Origin of the sequence: Salinicoccus sediminis (assembly GCF_000986795.1) — a bacterium.
In the GTDB taxonomy this organism is placed as follows: domain Bacteria; phylum Bacillota; class Bacilli; order Staphylococcales; family Salinicoccaceae; genus Salinicoccus; species Salinicoccus sediminis.
The window spans coordinates 451,219-473,731 of sequence record NZ_LAYZ01000024.1; the positions used below are offsets into that span (position 1 = coordinate 451,219).

Below are 22,513 nucleotides of genomic sequence, written 5' to 3' on the forward strand. Positions count from 1 at the left end.
CCGCCCGGATTTTCATTCCCCGATATATGTCGTAAGTGTGCCGATTCCGTTGATGGAAATGCGGACTTCGTCACCCTTTTTCAAAAACTGCGGCGGGGTCATGCCGGCGCCGACGCCGCCCGGTGTGCCGGTTGCGATGATGTCGCCCGGCTCAAGCACGACGTACTTGGAAACTTCCGCAATGAGTTCATCGAGCTTCAGCACCATTTCCGATGTGCTGCCGTCCTGGCGGATTTCCTCATTCACCTTCGTGACGATGGATGTCTGCTCCGGATTCGGCAGCTCGTCCTTCGTGACGATGAACGGCCCCATCGGGCAGCCGCCCTTCAGACTTTTGGACAGGAACGGCAGGAGGTGCTCCTTCTGCAGGTCACGTGCCGTGATATCGTTGATGATCGTGTAGCCGTAGATGTAATCGAGTGCCATCGAGCTTTCTATCCTGTCCGCGCGCTTGCCGATGACAACGCCGAGCTCCCCTTCATAGTCGAGCGCGCTGGTCACCTCCCTATGGTCCGGGATGACCGCCTCGTCCCCGACAAGGCTCGTCGCCGCCTTCGTGAACACATAGAGGCTCTCGACCTCGTTGTCCAGCTCCTCGGCGTGCTTTTTGTAGTTGCGCCCGAACGCGATCACGTTGTTCGGCGGCGTCACCGGCGCAAGGAATTCTATATCTGTAAACGGTGCCTTATACTGGTCCGCATTGCCGGACTCGTCCGCCTTCTCCACTAATTTTCTTACGATTTCCTGGAAATCCAGAGTGTTGTATGTTGATATCCCTTCGAGCAGCGTCTTCGGATAGCCCGCGTCACCGCCGAAATCCTCGAACAGCTTCGGCAGTATCCATGCACTCTCCTCGCGCTTTACCTTAACCCCGTAGTAAGTCTGGTTTCCGTAGTCAAATGTCAAAAATTTCATGGATTACGCTCCTTTTGTCGTTTTGTCCATTATAACAGACAACCGGTCAATTTTTCCCGGATTGATCTGAATTATCCGCAAATAGTGTTTCAATGCCGCCGGCCCCTGCCTTCCGGAATAAAAACCCACCGGCGATTGACAGTACGTAGACCGCCGCCATGACCAGCACCATCGAGAGTATGCTGATGTCGCCGTACGCGGTGAATCCGATTCCGTAGAAGATGAATATCAGCAGGATGTTGCCGGCTATATACATCGTCAGTACCCTGCCGCCGAGCGGTGCAAACAGCGCCCCGGCTTTCCCGGGAATGACGCCCGAGATGAACAGGAGCAGGATGAAATATCCGAGGGCGAGGACGGGACCGCCGAAATTATCAGCCAGCAGCGTGCCGCTGTATGTCCCGAGCGTAACGACCTGGATCAGCTTCAGGGCGAGGCCGCCGCCCGCAAGCGTGATGAACATCGCGACTGCGAGTATATGGTTTGCCCCGAGCAGTTCCCTGATACCGAGTTTGGCCAGCGCCATGCCGAAGAGCAGCCACGGCAGGACGGTGAACAGGAGGGCGTACACCGTACCGGGGATGTCGCCTGTGAATATCTCGATATTTTTGCTGATGATCGCGAAGTAGTCGCTGCTCCTGTACACACTGGTTTGTTCATTCACCGTCTGGATGGCCGAGTACATCTTATCCGTCGGCGAACCGATATTCTCCAAAATATCCGGCAGGACGTTCACTGCCATGTGGAACGCGAACAGGAGAACCGCCGAAATCATGGGCACGAACCATTTCGATTTCAGGAATATGAGTCCCACGAGCGCCGTCAGTGCAAGTCCCGGCAGGAAATCCCAGGCAAAGATGAACACCGACTGGAGTGAGCCCGCGAGGAAGACGGTGATTGTTATTTTGACGAGATCCGGAATCCCCCTGTCCCGCCAATGGTTCAGCATGTAGCCGGTGATGAGGGCGACCAGCGGTATGACGGCGCTGCCGGTGAATATGTTGACCAGGTGATATGAGCTGAGCGCGTCACCGCTCAGATATTCATATACATTTATCGCATCAAACGGCATCATGTAGTACATCCCGTTCATGAGGAGTACCGGGAATAGTGTGATGGCCAGGATGAATCTGATGCTGCCTTCTTCAGTTTTCAATTTTAATCGCTCCATAATCAAAGAAATATAGATACACAGTAACATCTTTGCCGAGGGCCTGCATCGCAGAGCGCCTGTAGATATCCATCTGTGTGCGGTATCTCTCCACGAGGTCCGACGGTCCGAGTCCGGTGCCCGCCACGCGGTCAGTCTTGTAGTCCAGTATGACGTAGCTGCCGTCAATCTCGAGCAGGGCGTCCATGATCCCCTGAACCATCTGGTCCTCATATGCCGAGTAGCCGATCGCCTTCTGGTTCATGATGAAGGGGATCTCCGTATGGATGGATTCCTGGCGCGCCAGCAGTCCGGACATCACACTGTCGGACAGGAACTGTTCGATGTTCTCCACCATCTTCTCCCTGTGCATATCGGTGATGAGCATGTCTTCCTGGGTGTTGTCTTCAACCAGGCGCCTGACGTAGGCGGCGCGTTCCCGATCCCCGAGCCCGCGCACTTCTTCGTAGCGGTTCATCATGTGCATCATCATCTGGTGCATCACAGTACCGAAGACGGGTGCATCGAGCGTCTCGTTGCGGAAGTTCGGCAGCCTCAGGTTCGGCGTCCGGTCATGGCGGATGACTGCACTGTCGTCCGGCGGCGTTTCATTGCGCCGTTTGATTTCCGTCACGGACTCCTTGAATACGGTACGGGTCTCTGCCTGATGCGGGTATTTATAGAACAGCCGTTCCTTCAGCAGTTCATTGTCCGCCACCTTCAGCCCTTCGAGTTCAGCAAGCGACGCGTAACGCCTGTCATCCGTCCCTGTCTCCTCCGGTGGTTCAACATGCTCCACTGTGAGGAACGGCATCTCCTCATTGATGAAGATCGGGGCGATGAGATCCTGTATGGTCCGGGCGTTCAGCCTGTCGTCTGCGTTGATCAGCCCAGGCTCATAGGAGTATTTCTCCTTATACTCCCCTTTGTAGACCAGGGGCATGATGAGCTTGTCGATCGCACGGGTCATCGCCACATAGACAAGCCGCATCTCCTCGCTGATCAGCTCCCGGAGTATCTGCCTGGCTGCGACTTCCGAATGGATGCTCGGCATCACTGCAAGCGCCTCCGGCAGGAACCGCTTCATCGCAATGCCCTCTTCGGGGTGGACGCTGATCTTTTTCGAAATGTCCATCATGTTCAGCCGGCGGTGCAGCCCCGCATAGATCACATAATTGAATTCGAGCCCCTTGGACGCATGGATCGTCATGACACGGAGCGTGTCATCGTCCGGCGACACCGTGTTCTCTTCCCCGAAGTCCTGGCCGTCATCGATCATGCGGTGGATGTACGAGATGAATTCATACAGTGACAGGTGGGACATGGCTTCGAATTCACGCGCCTTTTCTATGAAGCCGTTCAGGTTCGCACGCCTTGATATGCCGCCTGCGAGGCCGGCGAAGTATTCCAGGATGCTGAACTCGAGATAGATCTCATCAATCAGCTCCGGCACACTCATATAGCGCGCATATTCCTGGAGCGATCGGAGTGCATCCCGGAATTCGTGGATCTTCTTCATGACCACCGCCGGGCCGTCATATCCGGTCAGTGCCCCGTACATGTAATCCGCGTCCGATGACGCACGGATGCGCGCGATCTCGTCTTCCGAGAACCCGAACATCGGCAGCCGCATCATGCCGACCAGATGGTCGTCCTGAAGCGGATTGTCGATGACGGAAAGGATGCTGATCATCGTGCGGATCTCAAGCGTGTCGAGATAGCCCGAGCGGTTGTTGACGAACACCGGCAGCTCTGCTTCACCGAGCAGCCTGCGGTAGGATTCATTATCCCGCGTGTTGCGCGTCAGAATGACGATATCCCTGTACTCAGCACCTTTCCTTACGAGGTCCCTGACCACATCGATGATGTGCTTTATCTCCGCATCGCCACCATATTCGGCCTTGTTTTCGATGATATGGCACTCCGAGGGGAGCGGCGCCTCCTCGAGATAGTTTCCCTGCACGAGCCGGTGCGTGTCATCATACGCGATCTCGCCGACTTCACGGTCCATGATCTTTTCGAATACCGTGTTCGTAAGGCCGAGCACTTCGCCGCGCGAGCGGAAGTTGTGGTTCAGGCTGATCAGCCTGCCGCTGCCCCCTGTCTTGAAGCGCTCCGACTTGGTGATGAACAGGGACGGGTCGGCCTGGCGGAACTTGTAGATGGACTGTTTGACATCGCCCACCATGAAGAGGTTGCCGTCCGATTCCCCGCCGGTCTTGAGCGCCTGGATGATGGCCTCCTGCACACGGTTGATGTCCTGGTACTCATCGATCATGATCTCCTTGAACTGGCGGCGGTAGCGCTCCCCGACCGCCCCGTCCCCGGCGTTCAGTATCGCGAGCGCATAATGTTCATAATCCGAAAAGTCCATTTCATTCCGTCCGCGCTTCTGCTGCCTGAACCGCTCGATCACCTTGAGCGCGATATCGATGAGTGCGTTATTGGCCCCGTTCATCGGTGCGAGCTCCGCCTTCACGCGCGCAAGATCATACGCCGGTGCGTCCCGCACCTCATTGTAGCGGTCGCGGACGCGCTTGTGCACGGCGAGCAGCGCCTCCTTGTCACCTTGGTCGGCAATATTTTTGATGAAGGCCGAACGGCCGTCCTTCAGTGCGAATGCCGGCAGTTCCACAGGCCGGCCCTCCATCACATCACCACTCGCCCGCTCGACAGACATGACGGCGGATTCAAGCGCATCGTAGGCATCCAGCACCTGGTTCTCCTTTATCGATTCGTGCACCGCCGTCCTGTAATGGATGCGGAGCTGTCCAAGGTCTGCAGCAAGCGCATCGAGCTTCAGCCTGGGATTGTGGTTGTGATCAGAGAGTATGCCTTCGAGCCGGTCCACATCAATATACTGGTCCCTGTTTCCCTCGAGGAACCCTTCCGGGTCGGGGCTCGCAACCGCCGTATAATAAAGGTCCCGTATGGCGCCGAGCAGCCCGTCGTTGCTCTTGTCCGTCGACAGCATGGTGGAAACAAACCGGAAATCTTCATCCGGCGCCATGTAATAGGATTCGAGCACACTGGAAATCACGTTCTCCAGACGGAGTTTCATCTCGATATCACCGAGTGTCCGCATATCCGGGGACAGCCCGATCACATTATAGTGCATCTGTATGAGGTGGAGGCAGAAGCTGTGCAGCGTCGATATGTGCGCCTCTTTCAGCTTCAGGGACTCCTCGTATATCCTCGGGTCCCGTTTTTCAAGAAACGCGGTCCTGAGCGCCTTCTCGATCTTCTCCTTCATATCGCGTGCGCTCATGTTGGTGAAGGTTGCGACGAGGACTTCATCGATCGAATACTTCTCCTCCAGTATCTTCCGGATGATGCGTTCGACCAGCACCGTCGTCTTCCCGCTCCCCGCAGCCGCCGCCACCAGGACGTCGGAACCTTCATATTCAATCGCTTCGAGCTGCTTATTTGTCCATTGGACCATGGTCTCCCACCCCGCTTTCAAAATTCTCTATCGTTTCGTCATCCACCGTATTCATCCTGATGTCCCGCCGGTTCATCAGCGGATCGATGCGGCAGGCGGATTTGAAGTCGCACATTTCACACGCCAGCCTCGTGTTCGACGGATCGAGGGATATCGGTGAAGCCAGCACCTCGCCCCGGTACATGCGGTCCGTCGTATCCCGGTACATCTGCATGATGTGATCCGCATAATGTTCAAACAGCAGCGGGCTGTAGTACCTGTGCCGGGTCGCTTTGTTTATTTTGCCCGCCCTGGTGACGGAGATCGGATAGTAGGCGCTGTACGCCTTGTAATCATCGAGTTTTGACAGCATGCCCGTAATGCCGACCGAAGTCTCATCGATCATGCCGTCGTATTCGGCATTTTCATTGATGAACGCCCCGTCCGGGCGCATGCGCTTCTTCTGCTCCTCTTCTGCGTGTTCCAGCGACTCCTCGCCGCCAAGCGAGATGAGCGGATCCCTGACCGGGAAGAACAGCATGCTGTTCGGCATGATGCGCCCTTTGCCGAAATACTCCGGGCCCTTTTCCACCAGCACATGCATGTATGTCATCATCTGCAGTTCGAGGCCGTTCAGTATGCCCGCTTTCGAGATGGACCGCGCACTCGACTTGTAGTCGATCAGGTTCACATAGGCGCCGTCCTTCGTCTCATACATATCCACGCGGTCGATCTTTCCCCGCAGATGGATCGTATGTCCGTCCCCGCTCGTCAGTGTCACTTCATCGATCGGGCTTTTCACGAAGCCGAATGACAGCTCGGCTTCCGCGATCCTGTAGTCTCCCAGTTCCTCGATGTCCCGCATGAACAGAAGCAGGCGGACGATCGCATCCCCTGCGCGCCGCTTCAGCGACTGGTAGTAGCCTGTATAATCGAAGATGCCGAACTGGATCGCCCGGGCGAAACGCTCGATGGAATCCTCCACCTGCCTCCGTATCTTCTCTTCATCGTGAAGGAGTGTGAATCCAAGTTTCGTCACTGTATCATAGAGCACTTCGTGGTACAGGTTCCCGAGCTCAAGCGGGGCCACCTGATACGGTTTCCGCACATTGAGCCTGAGGCCGTAGGCACTGAAATGCTGGAACTGGCAGCGGTGGAACGTCTCAAAACGCGACACGCTCGCGTTCATCTCCCCGCCGTACAGTGCCTGTGCCGCTTCTTTTGACAGCGGCCGGGCGCGGTTGTCATGTGTCAGATTGCGCCTCAGCCTCGGATAGAAATCATGCCAGCTGTCCTTCATGAGCATCTGGAACGTCTCGATCCACGGCCGGTATTCCGGCAGCCTGAGGAAATCCGCGGGTTCATCCACCTGTGACGTCATCATCTCCCGCATCTTCAGGTGCAGCAGCGGCTCCATGCTCGCAGCCGATGATATCAGGCGTTCCGGATTGAAGCGGCTGTATTCACTCACCCGCCTGTATTCGTAATTCCGCACATGCTCCGGCCGCTCGGGCATCACTTCATCGAGGAACGGGCTGCGCTTTGTCACATCCCCTGACGGCAGTGTGACACTCCAGCTGAGATACAGCCCCTCGGTCGCCCGAGTGATCGCAAGGTAGAATACGAAGCGCTCGTCCTGGGCAAGCGTCCTCGAACTCGGCGACAGTTCGATGTCCGCCCGTTCGAAAAGCGCCTTCTCCTCGTCGGAGATGATGTCCCTGTTCCGTGTTTCCCGGGGCATTGAATCGCGGTTCACACCGATCAGGAAGATATATTTCTTGTTCTCCACTTTGGACAGGTCGAGTGAACCGACCATCACCTGATCTATTGTGGAGGGGAGCAGGCTGAACTCCGCATTCTTAAGGCCGTCCATGAAAGCTTCATAGAAAATCTGGAAACGGACAGCTTCATCATCATAGACCACATAGGCATCATCCAGCAGGCGGATGAACATATTGTAAGCCTGCTCGGTTTCATCCCTTTCCTGAATCTGGTTGTTCTCATCCTGACGCACCATCTCCTCTGTGATCTTCTCCACTATTCCTTCTGCCATCAGGAAATCATAGATGATGCCGATGTACTCGCGCACCGTCCGCTCCGTCCTGAATTCGGCAAACAGCATCTCAAGGCGCGACAGGACTTTATTCTTGAAGTCGATCATGTCCTGATACTGCACGCTCTTGTCGACGGTATGGAGCACGCCGTTTTCGTCCGGCACGGTGATGTAGCGGAATTTGTCGTCATCGAACAGGGCGGCACCGCCGAGGCCGCGCTCCAGCGCAAAATTCTCCAGCTGGTCGATGTACATCCTGTCTGTATCCTCACACAGGTATCCTGTCTTCAGCACGTTCATGAATGCATTGAATTCGTAATTTTTCGTGTAGCAGTCGAGCAGCGCCATGATGAACTGGATGAACGGATGGGAGTACATCTGGATTTTCTTGTCGATATGGTATGAAATACCGAACCGCCTGAAAACGGAGCGGATGATCGGTTCATAGGACGCGTCCCTGTAGAGAATTCCGATGTCACTGTAGTAGGCGCTGCCGCCTGCCACGAGACGTTCTATCTCCCGCGCCGTTTCGGTGATCTCCTCAAGGGCGTTCGGCGCTTCGGTGATGGTCACCCCCTCGTAGTCATACATCGCCTCCTGTTCTGCGAAATGCGACTCGATCTGGATGAGTCCTTTCTTTTCGGAGCGTTTGAAGTCCTGTCCGAAATGTTCGAATTCGAGGGTGTCATCCCCCATGAAGAAACGGAGCCTTTCGATGACGGCATCCGTCTTCCTGAACAGTTCCTTGTTCGTCCCCTGGTGGGTGAGGAGGATGTTTATCTCCCGCACGCGTGTGTGAAGCGCCTGGATGAGCGCGTATTCCACTTCGGTGAAGTTGTGGAAACCGTCGATATAGATGACCGCATCCTCGAGAGATCTGATCGTCTCGCCGGAGTAGATGAGGTCGATGAACTGGTCGGTCAGGTTCAGATCCTCTATCTGGAGTTCCGCCGCCCGCCGCAGCCACTGGTCATAGATGAGATGTAGATCGGAAAACTTGTCCTTCATGCGGCCGGTGTCAGGCTGCGCCCGCCTCAGATCATCGGGTGCCACCCGGTAGGCACTCAGCTCTTTGAGCATATCGAGCACTTTCCCGGAAAATTTTATGTACTGCGAGCTGTCCCTGTAGAACGACAGCTGCTCCTTCATCTCCGTCATCATCTTGTGGAGCAGCATGACATGCCCGCTTTCCGACAGGGCATCCCGCGTGGAATGGCCGGTCTCGTTGAAGACATGCCACATGAAGCGGGAAAAGCTGAATACGGCGGTCCTGAGACTGCCGCTCCCTCCGCCCCCCCGGGCGTCCGTGATGATGTTTTCATATCTCAGCGTATTCTGCGTCGGCGTGATGATATAGATGGCGGCACCGAGCGGCCGGCCTTTCGTTTCCGTCTGTATGTCGTCGAACATCCGCCCTGTCTTGCCGGTACCGCTGACACCGGTCCAAATATTTATCGTCATAACATTTCACTCCTCGAGAGTAGACAAAAGACACCCTTCATCCGGGTGTCTTTTCCATTCAGTCAAAATTGATGGATATTTCATTGAGAGGCCAGAAGCGGAGCTGGACTTCCCCGATCACTTCCGACTGGTCAACCAGTCCGAAATCGCGGCTGTCCCGGCTCACCGGACGGTTGTCACCCAGCACGAGCAGTGTCCCTTCCGGGATGGTCTCCTCTTCGACACCAAGTTCCTCCAGTGTGAAATTGTCCATGTATGAATCTTCCGTATGGGTCACATAATCTTCATTGAGCGGTTCGCCGTTCACATAAACCTGCTTATCTTCCATACTGACGGTGTCACCGGGTGTGCCGATTACCCGTTTAACATAGGCCGGACCCTTTTCGGAATTGAAGACGATCACATCACCCGTCTCATAATCGGTGAAATTATCAATGAATTTGTTGACCACCACTTTGTCCCCATCTTCGAATGTCGGATCCATGCTCAGTCCGTCCACCGTGAATGATACGAACAGGAACTGCCTGATTATCAATATGAGGACCACCGCGACCGCTATCGCAATGAGCCATTCTTTTATCTCTTTCAGCATAATGCCACACCTCTATTTATCCATTTTTCTGTTGATGTACTTCTGGTACCATTTCGAAAAGAAATAGATGAGCACCAGGCCGGCGATTGACAGCGTAAGCCGCAGCGGGGAATTGAAGAATGATGTGACATCGTATCCCACCAGAGACATCGTCAATATCATGATCGCTTTTGCTGCAAGCAATATATATAAGTATACGACTTTTTTAAGGTTCGATAAAGCCGCAATGACATTGATCACCGATGTCGGTGTAAAAGGCAGTGCCAGCAGTACGAACAGGAACACGAAACCGCGCCGGTCGATGAACGACAGCAGCTGTTCGAGCCGTTTGTGCTTTCTGATATATTTCTGTGCGGGCCTCCTGAAAAAATACCTTATGAGCAGGAACACGAGATAGCTGCCGAGTACCGTCCCGGAGTAGCTTGACAGGGAGCCCAGTATGAAACCGTATGAATTTATATTGACCACCACGATGATGAACAGCGGCAGGAACGGCAGGAATGATTCCATGAACACGAGCAGGAACCCGACGATGAGTCCGAGCTGTTCGACTTCCTGGAACAGCTGCTCAAGCCCTTCCTGCGTCATCAGTCTTTCAAACATTGCTTCCAAATTAATAACCCCGTCCTATTTAAGAAAGGCTATATTACAGTGTAATATAGCCTCAAGTTCTATACAATTATATAATTTTTAGCGGAGTCTGTCATTCAATTGCTCCCGCAATTCTTCATATCCGGATTTCCCGAGCAATGCGAACATATTCTGCTTGTATGCTTCCACACCCGGCTGGTTGAACGGGTTGACACCGAGAAGATAACCGCTCAGTGCACATGCGATCTCGAAGAAGTAGACCATATAGCCGAACGTATAGGCATCCATCTTCGGAATCTGCACGACCATGTTCGGCACTCCGCCGTCCACATGGGCAAGGATCGTGCCCGTCATCGCCTGGTGGTTGACAGCATCGACTGTCATCCCCGCCAGGTAGTTGAGGCCGTCAAGATCCGCTTCCTCCTCTTCGATCGTCAGATCGGACAGCGGTGTTTCTACATCGATGACCGTCTCCATCAGCATCCTTCTGCCTTCCTGGATATACTGGCCCAGTGAATGCAGGTCTGTAGTGAAGTTTGCACTGTGGGGCAGGATGCCCTTATTGTCCTTGCCTTCACTTTCCCCGAACAGCTGCTTCCACCATTCGCCGAAATACTTGAGCCGCTCGTCATAGTTGATGAGCATCTCGACATCGTACCCTTTGGCAAGGAGTGCGTTCCGCACCGCTGCATACTGATAGGCCGGATTGTCTTCGAGTGCCTCTTTTGCCAGGTCATCCATTGCCGCACGCGCACCCTCCATCATCTGGCTGATGTCGATGCCTGAAGCGGCTATCGGCAGGAGTCCGACAGCGGTCAGCACGGAATATCTGCCGCCGACATCGTCGGGCACGACGAACATTTCATATCCCTGCTCTTTGGCGAGTGTGTTGAGTGCCCCCTTTTCCCGGTCTGTCGTGACATAGATGCGGCCCGCGGGATCATCATACTTTTCCCCGAGCAGCTTCTTGAATACGCGGAACGCGATGGCCGGCTCCGTCGTCGTACCGGATTTGCTGATGACATTGATGGAGAAGTCCTTGTCCTTCAGATGGTCTTTGAGTTCATTCATGTAATGGCTGGACAGGTGATGGCCGGCGAAGATGATTTCCGGCCCGTTCGGGCCGAACGCCGGCGCCATCATTTCAATTGCCGCCTTTGCTCCAAGATAGGAGCCGCCGATGCCGATTACGACCAGGACATCGGAGTCACCCCTGATTTTATCCGCTGCTTTTCTCACGCGGGAGAACTCTTCTTTGTCATGGTTTTTTGGCAGATCGACCCAGCCGAGGTAGTCGCTGCCTGCACCGGTGCCTTCATGGATCAGCGAGTGGGCGGCTGAGACGAACGGCTTCAGGTTGTCCAGTTCCTTTTCGTTTAAAAATGTTGAAACATTACTATAATCGAATTTGATGTGTGTCATAGCATCCTCCAAATAGTTTATCTATCTTCTATATTGTAGATAAAAAGGGCATGACTAATCAAATATTTTCGACGTCACTTTTTTCAACACGCTTTTCTGCGGGATGATGCCGCTGATCTCATCCGCCTTCCCTTCATGCAGCAGGTTGACGATGCGGCTGCCGACGATCACACCGTCACATGCCGCACCGGTCCTTTCCGCCTGGTCCCGTGTGCTGATGCCGAAGCCCGCGCATACAGGTGCATTGCTCACTTCGGTGATGCGCGACAGATGGTCATAGAGGGAGTCGTCAAAACCGTCGCGGACGCCTGTTGTGCCGTTGACCGTCACCGCGTAGACGAAGCCTTCCGCAGTCTCCGTCACTTCCCGGATCCGCTCCCGGCTGCTCGTCAGTGTGACGAAGCGGATGTTTGCGATGTCGTACTTGGCAAGCGGCGCGCCGAATTCGCCCTCCTGTTCGAACGGGACATCCGGAAGGATGACACCGGCGACACCCGCTTCATGCGCCAGGCCGGCAAACTTCTCCGCTCCGAGCCTGAGCACAGGATTCGCATATGACATGATCACGACGGGAATGCCGATCTCTGCCTTTATGCGGGCAAGTTCCGAAAGCACCGCTTCAAGCGTCACGCCTTCGGCCAGTGCACGCCGGCCCGCCGCCTGGATCGCCGGACCATCCGCCACAGGGTCCGAGAATGGAATGCCGAGTTCCACGATCGATACGCCCGCCGACTCGAGTTCCCTTATCTGGCGCCCGAGATCAGACAGCCCGCCGTCACCGGCCATGATATAGGCGATGAAGGCTTTTTCATCCTTTTCCTTCAGTCTGTTGAATGTGTCTTCTATCTTGAATTTACTCATCTCCGCCGACCCCCTTCAGCCGTTCCTTGATTTCGGCAACATCTTTGTCCCCTCTGCCCGACAGGCAGATGACGAGGCTCTGTCCCTTTTCCATATCCGGTGCCATCTTCAGCGCATGGGCGACGGCATGGGCACTTTCAAGCGCCGGGATGATGCCCTCGGTCCGTGACAGCACTTTGAAGGCACCGAGCGCCTCCTCATCGGTGACATGTGCGTATTCTGCACGGCCAATCGATTCGAGATGGCTGTGCTCCGGCCCTATCCCCGGGTAATCGAGCCCCGCGGATATCGAATAGGCCTCCTGGATCTGTCCCGCTTCATCCTGCAGCAGGTGCATCTTTGCACCGTGGAGGATGCCGATGTGGCCGTTTGTGAGCGAGGATGCATGCTCGCCCGTCTCAATGCCGCGGCCGGATGCCTCGACACCGACCATCCTTACCGACTCCTCTTCGATGAACGGATGGAACATGCCTATGGCATTGCTGCCGCCGCCGATGCATGCAACGACTGCATCGGGCAGTCCGCCCTCAATGTCCGCCATCTGCTGCTTCGTCTCTCTGCCGATGACCGACTGCAGGTCGCGCACGATTTCCGGGAACGGATGCGGGCCGAGCGCCGAGCCCAGAATGTAGTGGGTGTCATCGACATTCGCCACCCAGTAGCGGAGTGCCTCGTTCACCGCATCCTTCAGCGTGCCGCGCCCCTGGTCCACGCTGACGACCCGGGCGCCCAAAAGTTCCATGCGGAAGACATTCAGTTCCTGGCGCCTCACGTCCTCTTTCCCCATGAATACCACGCAATCCAGGTCCAGCAGCGCACATACGGTGGCGGTCGCCACGCCGTGCTGGCCGGCGCCCGTCTCGGCAACGATCTTCCGCTTGCCCATGCGGCGGGCCAGCAGCGCCTGCCCGATCGTATTGTTGATCTTATGGGCGCCCGTATGGTTCAGGTCCTCCCGCTTGAGATAGATCTTTGCACCGCCGCACCGTTCTGTCAGGTTTTCGGCCAGGTAAAGCGGCGTCTCCCTGCCGACATAGTCCTTCAGGTACGACTCCAGTTCATGCTGGAATTCCTGGTCCTCCTTCGCTTCGCTGTATGCAGCCGCAAGCTCCTTCACCGCGCTCATGAGAGTCTCGGGTACATATCTGCCGCCGAACTCCCCGTAATGCCCGCGGGCATCCGGCTGTCTATAAGTCTTCTCCATCATTTACACTCCTCACTTCATTCATGATATCCTTTATCTTTTCCGGGTCCTTGGTGCCGTCCGTCTCCGCACCGCTTGAGAGATCCACTGCATACGGCCCGACTTCGCTGTAAGCCGCTCTGATGTTGCCTGCATCGAGCCCGCCGGCGAGTATCAGCCGTCCTTTGTCTATATCGGGGTGGTCAAGAGCCGACCAGTCGAACGCTCTGCCGGTGCCGCCGCGCGTATTCTTACTCCCGCTGTCGATCAGGATGAAGTCTGCCGGGAAGCTGAACATTTCCCTGAAAGTACAGGGTGATGCATGTGAAAACACCTTGATGACGCGTGCGTCGAGCGACCTGGCAAAATCTCCATCCTCATCACCGTGCAGCTGGACATAATCGAGCCCGGCGCGCCGGATGGCTTCATCGATTTCATCCTTGCCGGCATTCACGAACACGCCGACCCTTCTGATGCCTGAACCCAGTGCCCCGGCAATTTCCTCAGCTTCACCGGCTGTCACCCGGCGGCGGCTGTCGGCGAATAAAAATCCGATCATATCCGCGCCGCTCTCCTCGACTGCTTTTGCCGCTTCCACCGTCTGTACACCGCATATTTTCACTTTCATCTATAACTCCACCTTGAGTTCCTCTATCTTTCCAGCCGGGTCATCCGCCGTCATCAGCGTCTCACCCACCAGCAGCCCTCTGGCGCCGGCACACTGCATCCTGAGCGCATCCTCCCGCGTCCGGATGCCGCTCTCCGCTATGAACAAGGGGCCGGAATCCCGGTATTTCCCGAGCAATTTTTCCGTGTTCGCAATATCCACCGTGAAAGTCTTCAGGTCGCGGTTGTTGATGCCGATGATTTCCGGTTCTATCCTGAGGGCACGTTCCATCTCCGCTTCGTCGTGGACTTCGACCAGCACATCGAGACCGAGCGACTCTGCATGACCGCAGAGGGCTTTGAGCGCTGCATCATCGAGTGCCGCCACGATGAGCAGGATGACATCCGCGCCGTGCCGGCAGGCGTTGTCGATCTGGCGCGTATCGATGATGAAGTCCTTGTTGAGCACCGGTACGTCCACGGTCCGTTTCACCTGTCCGAGGTCCTCCATCGTACCGGAGAAGAATTTCTGATCCGTCAGGACCGAAATCGCGTCCGCTCCCCCGCCAGCATATTTTGCCGCCTGCTCCGCCGGGTTGACACTCTGGTTGATATCCCCTTTTGACGGTGAGGCGCGTTTCACTTCGGAGATCACCGCCATCGTATTTGAATCCTTGATCATTTCCGCCAGTGAAACCGGCTCTCTGTCCGCCTTAAGAGGCCCCGACGGCAGGCTGTCCAGCTCCGCTTTCTTCTGTGTGATGATTTCATCCAGTATGGTTCCCATCTATATCACCCTTTCGTCCGAATATCTGATCATGTTCCTGAGCTTGGCCAGCGCGTTGCCCGTTTCGATGCTTTCCCTCGCAAGCGCGATGCCGGCCTCGATCGAGTCTGCGGCACCGGCTGCATACATGCCGAGGCCGGCGTTCAGCAGTACCGTGTCCCGCTGGGCGGGCGCCGCGCTGCCCTCGAGCACGTTTTTCAGTATTTCCGCGTTTTCCCGGCTGTCCCCGCCGGCGATCTCCTCGAGGGGATACGTGGGGAGCCCGACGGATTCCGGCGTGAATTTCATTTCGTAGATGGCTCCGCCCTCGAGCAGGGCCATATGGTTCTCTCCGGCAAGTGACGCCTCGTCCATATGGCCGGCGCCGTTGATGACGACCGCCCTTTTGCGTCCGAGACGCTTCATTACCGTCGCCATCATCACGAGCTGGCTGCGGTCGTAGATGCCGAGGAACTGATGATCCAGCTCCACCGGATTGATGAGCGGCCCGATGAGATTGAAGATCGTCGGCACCCTGAGGTCCTGTCTGACCTTCATGATCTGACGGAGCTTCGGATGCACGTGCGGTGCAAAGAGGAAGGCGATGTTGTTCTCCTGGAGCATCAGATCCGTGTCCTCCGGCCCGAAATCGAGTGCCACACCCAGTTCGGACAGTACATCCGAACTGCCCGTCCTGCTCGTCACGCTCCTGTTGCCGTGCTTTGCGACTGTCACATTCGCCCCGGCAAGGACGAACGCCGATGTTGTTGAGATATTGAAGCTGTGCGAGCCGTCACCGCCGGTGCCGCAGTTGTCCATCACGTTTGTCATCGTGCGTCTGATCGGCAGTGCGTTTTCCCTTAGCACTTCGACGAGTGCGGCGATCTCCTCCACCGTCTCGCCCTTCGCCTTCAGTGCCATGAGGAATGCCGCCACTTCGGAGTCGCTCACGGTGTCGTTCAGTATGATCTCCATCGCCTCTGCCATCTCTTCGAACTCCAGATTTTCACGTGCGGACAGTTTTATGAGATGCGTGCGTATGCTCCGTTTTTCAACCTGTAATTTGAATGCCTGATTTGTATTCATTGTCCATTTCTCCTTCCGAATAAAAAAATCCCCCACAGACGTTCTGTCTGTGGAGGACGATATCACCGCGGTGCCACCTCGTGTTAATGCCCGCCGGGGCATTCTCTCTCGCCGTGTAATGTACGGCCGGCATCCGTATGGTCAGCCCAGGCCCATTCAGAACAGCTGCATGTGCCGGTTTCCACCACCCCGGCTCTCTGTCACATGCCCGCTGCACCTACTTGTTCTGGAATACGGATCTGTATGAATTTTGCGCTGCTGCTCACGGATAAAAAAAGGCTCCCCTGTCTCTATGAAAAGGACGGGGAGCCGTGGTACCACCTTTATTGACCGACTGAACGGTCCACTCTGGCTGCAGCTTATACTTCAGCTGCAAATCCCGGTAACGCGGGACGGGCGCCAGAGCCTAATCTCAAAATAATTTCAGCTTCTGGTTCTGGCGGAAGTCCATTCACATGTCCCATGCACCGGTTCACACCGACCACCGGCTCTCTTGAACATAAGGATATGCTACTCCTCTTCCTAATCATGTTATTCAAATGATTGAATCCTATACTAATACATGAAAAAAGATAATGCAAGCTTAAAATAAAAGTTTTTTCAGAAAAGTTGGATTACTCTATGCCCAGTGGCGGTATCTGATCGCCTCGGCCGTGCGTTTGATGCCGACCACATAAGCAGCAAGGCGCATGTCCACACGGCGGGTGTCATGGACTCTGTATACTTCGTCGAATGACTCCTTCATCTTCCTGACAAGGAGTTCATGTATTTCCTCATCGTTCCAGTAGTAGCCCTGCTTATTCTGGACCCATTCGAAGTACGAGACGGTCACACCGCCGGCGGATGCCAGCACATCCGGCACGATCAGCTTGCCGTTTTCGGTCAGGATGGCAGTCGCCTCCTGGGTCGTCGGACCATTCGCCGCCTCACAGATGATATCCGCCCTGATGCGGCCTGCATTTTCCACAGTGATCTGGTTGGCGATCGCCGCCGGAATCAGGATATCACATTCAAGTTCGAGCAGTTCTTCATTCGTCACCACTTCAAGGTCCAGTTCCTTCGCGACATCCACTTTGTCCTTATGCTCGATGATATAGTCGATATCGATGCCGTTCGGATCATAGAGCGCACGCGTGGACCTCGATACACCCACGATCTTCGCCCCTTTGTCGTAGAGGATCTTGGAGATGAAGCTGCCAGCGTTGCCGAAGCCCTGGACCACGACACGCGCATCCCCGATCTTGATGCCGCGCTTCAGAAGCGCCTGTTCGACACAGATCACCGCGCCCATCGCAGTTGCGGTGTTGCGTCCCTGGGACCCGCCGAGCACGATCGGCTTGCCGGTGATGAATTCGAATGCGTTATCGGAGTGCTTCACGCTGTACTCATCCATCATCCAGGCCATCACCTGGGCATTCGTATAGACATCGGGCGCCGGAATGTCCTTGGCCGGGCCCACAATCTGTGAAATCGCCCTGACGTAGCCCCTTGAGATGCCCTCCAGTTCCTTGTCGCTCAGCTCTTTCGGATTACAGATGACGCCGCCTTTGCCCCCGCCGTACGGAAGCCCGACGATGCCGGCCTTCAGCGTCATCCACATCGACAGTGCGATCACTTCCTCCTCCGTCACATCAGGGTGGAAACGGATGCCCCCTTTGGTCGGTCCCGCAGCATCACTGTGCTGGGCGCGGAAGCCTGTAAAAACCTTCACAGACCCGTCATCCATATGTACCGGAATGCGCACTTTGAGCAGCCTTTCAGGTTCTTTGATCAGGTCGTACATGCCCTCATCAAAGCCGAGCATATCCAGCGCTTCATGAATTACAGATTGTGTTGATGAAATAAGATTCGAAGTCTTCCCCATAATTTTTACCACCCGTCATAAGTTTTCCGCGGACACGGCATAATCAAGTGAATCCGCCCGCAAGATCCCGCCCTGTACAGAGCAGGGAACCACATCAGCCTGTCCTGGTTGTATCATGTTAAAATTTTCGCAATTTAAATATTTATAATAATACAAAAGTTCGCATAATGCAAGAAAAGCACGGGGCGGGATGTAATTGGATCCAACGTACGTCTCGTTCTGATGGAGACGGCCGTTAGACTTTAGACAATATGAAAAACCCGGAAATCCGTCGGATTTCCGGGTCGCGAATTCTTATTTTATGCCCAGCCTCTGTATCTGGCCGCTTCTGCTGTACGCTTGATGCCGATGATGTATGCTGCAAGGCGCATATCAATCTGGCGCTTGTCATGGAGGTCATAGATCTCATCGAAGGCTTTTCTGAGTTTGAGCTGAAGTTTCTCGTTGACTTCGTCCTCATCCCAGTAGTAGCCCTGGTTGTTCTGTACCCACTCGAAGTAGGACACTGTCACACCGCCTGCGGATGCAAGCACATCGGGAACGATGAGCTTTCCGTTATCGGTGAGGATTTTTGTCGCTTCTTTCGTAGTAGGTCCGTTTGCCGCCTCACAGATGATATCCGCTTTGATATCATTTGCGTTCTCTTCTGTAATCTGGTTGGCAATTGCTGCCGGAATCAGGATGTCACAGTCGATCTCAAACAGTTCATGGTTGCTCAGGACATCATCGAACAGGTTGGTCACCATGCCAAAGCTGTCACGACGGTCCAGCAGGTAGTCGATGTCGAGCCCGTTCGGATCATGCAGCGCCCCGTTCGCATCTGAAATTCCTACGATTTTGGCACCTTTGTCCGAAAGGATCTTGGACAGGAAACTTCCTGCATTTCCGAATCCTTGTATTACGATGCGGACATCCTCCATCTTCATACTGCGTTTTTCCATCGCCTGCTCGAGACACAGGACAACACCCATCGCTGTTGCACGGTCGCGCCCCTGGGAGCCGCCCAGCACGAGCGGTTTACCTGTAATGAACCCCGGAGAGTTGAATTCGTCAATCATGCTGTACTCATCCATCATCCACGCCATGATCTGTGAGTTCGTGAACACATCCGGCGCCGGTATATCCTTGGTCGGTCCGACAATCTGGGAGATTGCACGGACGTAGCCGCGGCTCAGACGTTCTACTTCCTCTATGCTCATCTCACGCGGGTCACAAACGATTCCGCCTTTGCCTCCGCCGTAAGGGAGATCGACGATGCCCGCCTTCAAAGTCATCCACATGGAAAGTGCAACGACTTCCTCCTCGTTTACATCAGGATGGAAACGTACACCGCCTTTGGTCGGCCCGACCGCATCATTATGCTGCGCCCGGTATCCCGTGAACACTTTTACAGAACCGTCATCCATACGTACAGGGATACGTACGGTCAACAGACGCATCGGTTCTTTGATGAGTTCATACATGCCCTCATCGAAGCCGAGTTTGTCCAGGGCTTCATGAATGATCGCCTGTGTAGAAGTGATAAGATTTGATTTCTCTGACATTTTTTATCCGCCTCTTTTTATGAAACTGTTTTCAACTTCATTGTATCATACTAAATCTTTTTTTAAAGCGTTATTTGGACAGCACTGACTTCACTTTTTCAAGCGCCCAGTCGAGGTCTTCTTTTGAAATGACGAGCGGCGGGGCAAAGCGGATGACCGTTTCGTGCGTCTCCTTGCAGAGGATGCCGAGTTCTTTCAGCTCTTCACAGTACGGACGCGCCGGCTCCGCCAGCTCCACACCGATGAACAGGCCGCGGCCGCGGATTTCCTTGATGGCCTGGTTGTCGATCTTCTTTAGTTCCGCCTTGAAGTATTCGCCCAGTTCGTTGGAGCGCTCCACCAGATTCTCGTCGATCATGACATCAAGCGCCGCTTCCGATACGGCGCAGGCCAGCGGGTTGCCGCCGAACGTGGAACCGTGGGAGCCCGGATTGAACACTTCAAGCACTTCCCTGTCGGCAACGACGGCTGAAATCGGGAACACCCCGCCGCCGAGTGCCTTGCCGAGGATGTAGACGTCCGGCTTGACATTATCCCAGTCCGTCGCGAACAGTTTGCCGGAGCGGCCGAGTCCTGCCTGGATTTCATCCGCCACGAACAGCACGTTGTGCTCATCACACAGGTCGCGCACTTCTTTCAGGAAGCCTTCCGGCGGAATGTTGATGCCGGCCTCGCCCTGGATCGGCTCCAGGAGGACGGCCGCTGTATTGTCATTGATCTGTGCCTTGATCTGCTCGATATCACCGAAGTCCACGAGCTTGATGCCCTCAAGCAGCGGGCCGTAGCCGCGGCGGTATTCCGCTTCGGATGACAGGGAGACGGCAGCCAGTGTACGGCCGTGGAAGTTCTGGTTCATCGCGATGATCTCCGCTTTGTCTTCCGCCACGCCTTTGACATCATACGCCCAGCGGCGCACTGCCTTGATGGCCGTTTCCACGGCTTCGGCACCGGTATTCATCGGCAGGGCCATCTCTTTGCCGGCCAGTCTGCATATCTTTTCATACCATGGGCCGAGACGGTCCGAGTGGAACGCGCGGGACGTCAGTGTAAGTTTGTCCGCCTGATCTTTGAGCGCCTGGATGATCTTCGGATGCCTGTGCCCCTGGTTCACCGCCGAGTAGGCACTCAGCATATCGAGGTATTTGTTGCCCTCCGGATCTTTCACCCATACGCCTTCCGCTTCCGAGATGACGATTGGCAGCGGATTGTAGTTCGGTGCTCCGTATTGGTTTGTCTGTTCAATGATTTCCTGTGATTTTGTCATAATGACACCCTTTCCAAAAAGACAGCAGGCTGAGACCTCCCGCTGTCCTGATAATATTTTATGATTTCTGTCCCTACATCTGTTCTGAAGATGTTTTACCCTGCATATGCAGAGTCAGGTAATCCGGACCGCCGGCTTTTGAGTCCGTACCGGACATCTTGAAGCCGCCGAACGGCTGGTAGCCGACAATCGCTGCTGTACAGCCGCGGTTGAAGTACAGGTTGCCGACCATGAAATCGCGGCGGGCCTGTTCGATGTGTTCGCGGTTCTGTGTAATGACAGCACCCGTCAGACCGTAGTCCGTCGCGTTGGCATATTCGATTGCCTGATCGAAGTCCTTCGCCGTCGCAAAACCGACGACTGGTCCGAAAACTTCTTCCTGCATGATGCGGTCATCATGTCTGAGACCTGAGAAGATCGTCGGATGTACAAAATGCCCAGTGTCATTCTCCGTCGTCCCGCCGGTTTCAAGCTTACCTTCCGACTTGCCGATTTCGATGTACTTCTGGATTTTCTCAAGGGACGCATCATCGATGACCGGTCCGACATTGACATCTGCTTCCGGGTTGCCCACTTTGAGCTGCTTCGTCTTCTCGACCACTTTGGCAAGCAGTTCATCGTGGATATCCTCGAGTGCGATTACACGGGAGCATGCAGAACATTTCTGGCCGCTGAACCCGAAAGCGGAATAGGTGATTGCTTCCGCCGCAAGTTCCAGATCGGCATCGGAATCGACGACGATGGTGTCCTTGCCGCCCATTTCTGCGATGACACGTTTGAGATGCGTCTGGCCGTCCTGGACGATGGCAGCTTTTTCATAGATGCGTGTGCCCACATCGCGTGAACCCGTGAAGGAAACGAATCGCGTATCTTTATGTTCCACCAGATAGTCGCCGATGTCACGGCTTGAGCCCGGAATGAAGTTCACCGCTCCTTTTGGCATTCCCGCCTCTTCCAGCACTTCCATGAACTTGTATGCCACGACCGGTGTGCGGGAAGACGGTTTGAGCAGCACAGTATTCCCTGTGACGAGTGCAGCAGCCGTCGTGCCCGCCATGATGGCGAAAGCGAAGTTCCATGGAGAGATGACAAGTCCGACACCGAGCGGTATGTAGTGGAACTGGTTGTATTCGCCCGGGCGGGATTCGACGTGGTCGCCGTCTTTGATCTTGAGGTTGTTCCGTCCGTAATACTCAAGGAAGTCGATGGCTTCCGCCGTATCCGCATCCGCCTCTTTCCACGGTTTGCCGGCTTCCTTGACAAGGAGGGCTGTAAATTCAAACTTGCGCTTACGGATGATCGCCGCTGCTTTGAACAGAACGTCGGACCGGAACTCGAATGTGGATTTCCTCCAGGATTCGAATGTCTCAAGGGCAACATCCATCGCCTGCTGGGCATGTTCTTGGCCGGCCTGGGACATGTGTCCGATCGTCTCCGTCTTTTCAGCCGGGTTATATGACTCTTTCTTTTCATCGGTCATGATGCGTTCGCCGCCGATGATCAGGGGATAGTCCTTGCCCAGATAAGATTTCACTGTCTTTAATCCCTCTTGAAGCTTTGTCCGGTTTTCCTCAATGGAAAAGTCCGTAAACGGTTCGTGTTTGTACGGTATCATTACAGATAACCTCCTTAAAGTATTGGATCTATAGATTATAATGAACGTTTTATCAGACTTTTTCAACCCTTTTGATAACTGCAGCACAGCGCAGAATGACAGGCATTGTAAACCTATTC

General features: G+C 54.9%; 16 protein-coding genes and 1 other annotated feature. All 16 genes read right to left on the minus strand.

The annotated features are described in order from the left end of the window. Window positions 1–12: 12 nt before the first annotated feature. Window positions 13–915 (minus strand): fumarylacetoacetate hydrolase family protein, encoded by a 903-nt coding sequence (locus tag WN59_RS10705; protein ID WP_046517043.1) that lies wholly within the window; start codon window positions 913–915, stop codon window positions 13–15. Window positions 916–961: 46 nt separating this feature from the next. Next, window positions 962–2,071 carry a DUF418 domain-containing protein gene (locus WN59_RS10710; RefSeq protein ID WP_046517045.1) on the minus strand — a complete coding sequence of 370 codons (1,110 nt, stop codon included), beginning with the start codon at window positions 2,069–2,071 and terminating at the stop codon, window positions 962–964. Beyond that, the gene (addA, locus tag WN59_RS10715) at window positions 2,061–5,507 is read right to left on the minus strand and encodes a helicase-exonuclease AddAB subunit AddA (RefSeq protein WP_046517048.1); all 3,447 of its coding nucleotides are present in this window, start codon (window positions 5,505–5,507) and stop codon (window positions 2,061–2,063) included. The genes WN59_RS10710 and addA overlap by 11 nt, the downstream gene beginning before the upstream one ends. Beyond that, entirely contained in the window at window positions 5,488–9,000 is a 3,513-nt protein-coding gene (locus tag WN59_RS10720) for a PD-(D/E)XK nuclease family protein (RefSeq protein ID WP_046517050.1), read from the minus strand. The genes addA and WN59_RS10720 overlap by 20 nt, the downstream gene beginning before the upstream one ends. 58 nt (window positions 9,001–9,058) lie before the next feature. Beyond that, window positions 9,059–9,592, minus strand: coding sequence for a signal peptidase I (lepB, locus tag WN59_RS10725; RefSeq protein WP_046517052.1), 534 nt, complete (start codon window positions 9,590–9,592; stop codon window positions 9,059–9,061). Window positions 9,593–9,604: 12 nt separating this feature from the next. Continuing rightward, entirely contained in the window at window positions 9,605–10,195 is a 591-nt protein-coding gene (locus WN59_RS10730; protein ID WP_046517300.1) for a TVP38/TMEM64 family protein, read from the minus strand. 87 nt (window positions 10,196–10,282) lie between these two features. Next, on the minus strand, window positions 10,283–11,605 hold the full coding sequence (locus WN59_RS10735; protein WP_046517055.1) for a glucose-6-phosphate isomerase: 1,323 nt from the start codon (window positions 11,603–11,605) through the stop codon (window positions 10,283–10,285). 54 nt (window positions 11,606–11,659) lie between these two features. Next, complete coding sequence (trpA, locus tag WN59_RS10740) at window positions 11,660–12,466, minus strand: tryptophan synthase subunit alpha (RefSeq protein ID WP_046517057.1); 807 nt, start codon at window positions 12,464–12,466, stop codon at window positions 11,660–11,662. Beyond that, a complete protein-coding gene (gene trpB / locus WN59_RS10745) occupies window positions 12,459–13,670 on the minus strand; it encodes a tryptophan synthase subunit beta (protein ID WP_046517059.1) in 1,212 nt (403 codons plus the stop codon). The genes trpA and trpB overlap by 8 nt, the downstream gene beginning before the upstream one ends. Then, the gene (locus WN59_RS10750; protein ID WP_046517061.1) at window positions 13,654–14,277 is read right to left on the minus strand and encodes a phosphoribosylanthranilate isomerase; all 624 of its coding nucleotides are present in this window, start codon (window positions 14,275–14,277) and stop codon (window positions 13,654–13,656) included. Before WN59_RS10750 ends, trpB begins: the two co-directional genes overlap by 17 nt. Further along, on the minus strand, window positions 14,278–15,042 hold the full coding sequence (gene trpC / locus WN59_RS10755) for an indole-3-glycerol phosphate synthase TrpC (protein ID WP_046517063.1): 765 nt from the start codon (window positions 15,040–15,042) through the stop codon (window positions 14,278–14,280). It lies immediately after the preceding gene. Further along, complete coding sequence (gene trpD / locus WN59_RS10760) at window positions 15,043–16,107, minus strand: anthranilate phosphoribosyltransferase (RefSeq protein ID WP_197073412.1); 1,065 nt, start codon at window positions 16,105–16,107, stop codon at window positions 15,043–15,045. It abuts the gene before it with no gap. Between the two features lie 294 nt (window positions 16,108–16,401). After that, window positions 16,402–16,642, minus strand: a binding site (T-box leader). 84 nt (window positions 16,643–16,726) lie between these two features. Continuing rightward, window positions 16,727–17,971, minus strand: a complete 1,245-nt coding sequence (locus tag WN59_RS10765; RefSeq protein ID WP_046517064.1) for a Glu/Leu/Phe/Val family dehydrogenase — start codon at window positions 17,969–17,971, stop codon at window positions 16,727–16,729. A gap of 299 nt (window positions 17,972–18,270) precedes the next feature. Next, window positions 18,271–19,515: a Glu/Leu/Phe/Val family dehydrogenase gene (locus WN59_RS10770; protein ID WP_046517066.1), complete on the minus strand. Its 1,245-nt coding sequence runs from the start codon at window positions 19,513–19,515 to the stop codon at window positions 18,271–18,273. Window positions 19,516–19,585: 70 nt separating this feature from the next. Next, window positions 19,586–20,779: an ornithine--oxo-acid transaminase gene (locus tag WN59_RS10775; protein ID WP_046517068.1), complete on the minus strand. Its 1,194-nt coding sequence runs from the start codon at window positions 20,777–20,779 to the stop codon at window positions 19,586–19,588. A 73-nt stretch (window positions 20,780–20,852) separates the two neighbouring features. Next, on the minus strand, window positions 20,853–22,394 hold the full coding sequence (gene pruA / locus WN59_RS10780; RefSeq protein WP_046517070.1) for an L-glutamate gamma-semialdehyde dehydrogenase: 1,542 nt from the start codon (window positions 22,392–22,394) through the stop codon (window positions 20,853–20,855). Window positions 22,395–22,513: the final 119 nt, after the last annotated feature.

Bases quoted from the DNA above. Each gene is read 5' to 3' on its own strand.
- WN59_RS10705 (WP_046517043.1), bottom strand. From the start codon at position 915: ATGAAATTTTTGACATTTGACTACGGAAACCAGACTTACTACGGGGTT.
- addA (WP_046517048.1), bottom strand. From the start codon at position 5,507: ATGGTCCAATGGACAAATAAGCAGCTCGAAGCGATTGAATATGAAGGT.
- WN59_RS10720 (WP_046517050.1), bottom strand. From the start codon at position 9,000: ATGACGATAAATATTTGGACCGGTGTCAGCGGTACCGGCAAGACAGGG.
- lepB (WP_046517052.1), bottom strand. From the start codon at position 9,592: ATGCTGAAAGAGATAAAAGAATGGCTCATTGCGATAGCGGTCGCGGTG.
- WN59_RS10730 (WP_046517300.1), bottom strand. From the start codon at position 10,195: ATGTTTGAAAGACTGATGACGCAGGAAGGGCTTGAGCAGCTGTTCCAG.
- WN59_RS10735 (WP_046517055.1), bottom strand. From the start codon at position 11,605: ATGACACACATCAAATTCGATTATAGTAATGTTTCAACATTTTTAAAC.
- trpA (WP_046517057.1), bottom strand. From the start codon at position 12,466: ATGAGTAAATTCAAGATAGAAGACACATTCAACAGACTGAAGGAAAAG.
- trpB (WP_046517059.1), bottom strand. From the start codon at position 13,670: ATGGAGAAGACTTATAGACAGCCGGATGCCCGCGGGCATTACGGGGAG.
- WN59_RS10750 (WP_046517061.1), bottom strand. From the start codon at position 14,277: ATGAAAGTGAAAATATGCGGTGTACAGACGGTGGAAGCGGCAAAAGCA.
- trpC (WP_046517063.1), bottom strand. From the start codon at position 15,042: ATGGGAACCATACTGGATGAAATCATCACACAGAAGAAAGCGGAGCTG.
- trpD (WP_197073412.1), bottom strand. From the start codon at position 16,107: ATGAATACAAATCAGGCATTCAAATTACAGGTTGAAAAACGGAGCATA.
- WN59_RS10765 (WP_046517064.1), bottom strand. From the start codon at position 17,971: ATGGGGAAGACTTCGAATCTTATTTCATCAACACAATCTGTAATTCAT.
- WN59_RS10770 (WP_046517066.1), bottom strand. From the start codon at position 19,515: ATGTCAGAGAAATCAAATCTTATCACTTCTACACAGGCGATCATTCAT.
- WN59_RS10775 (WP_046517068.1), bottom strand. From the start codon at position 20,779: ATGACAAAATCACAGGAAATCATTGAACAGACAAACCAATACGGAGCA.
- pruA (WP_046517070.1), bottom strand. From the start codon at position 22,394: ATGATACCGTACAAACACGAACCGTTTACGGACTTTTCCATTGAGGAA.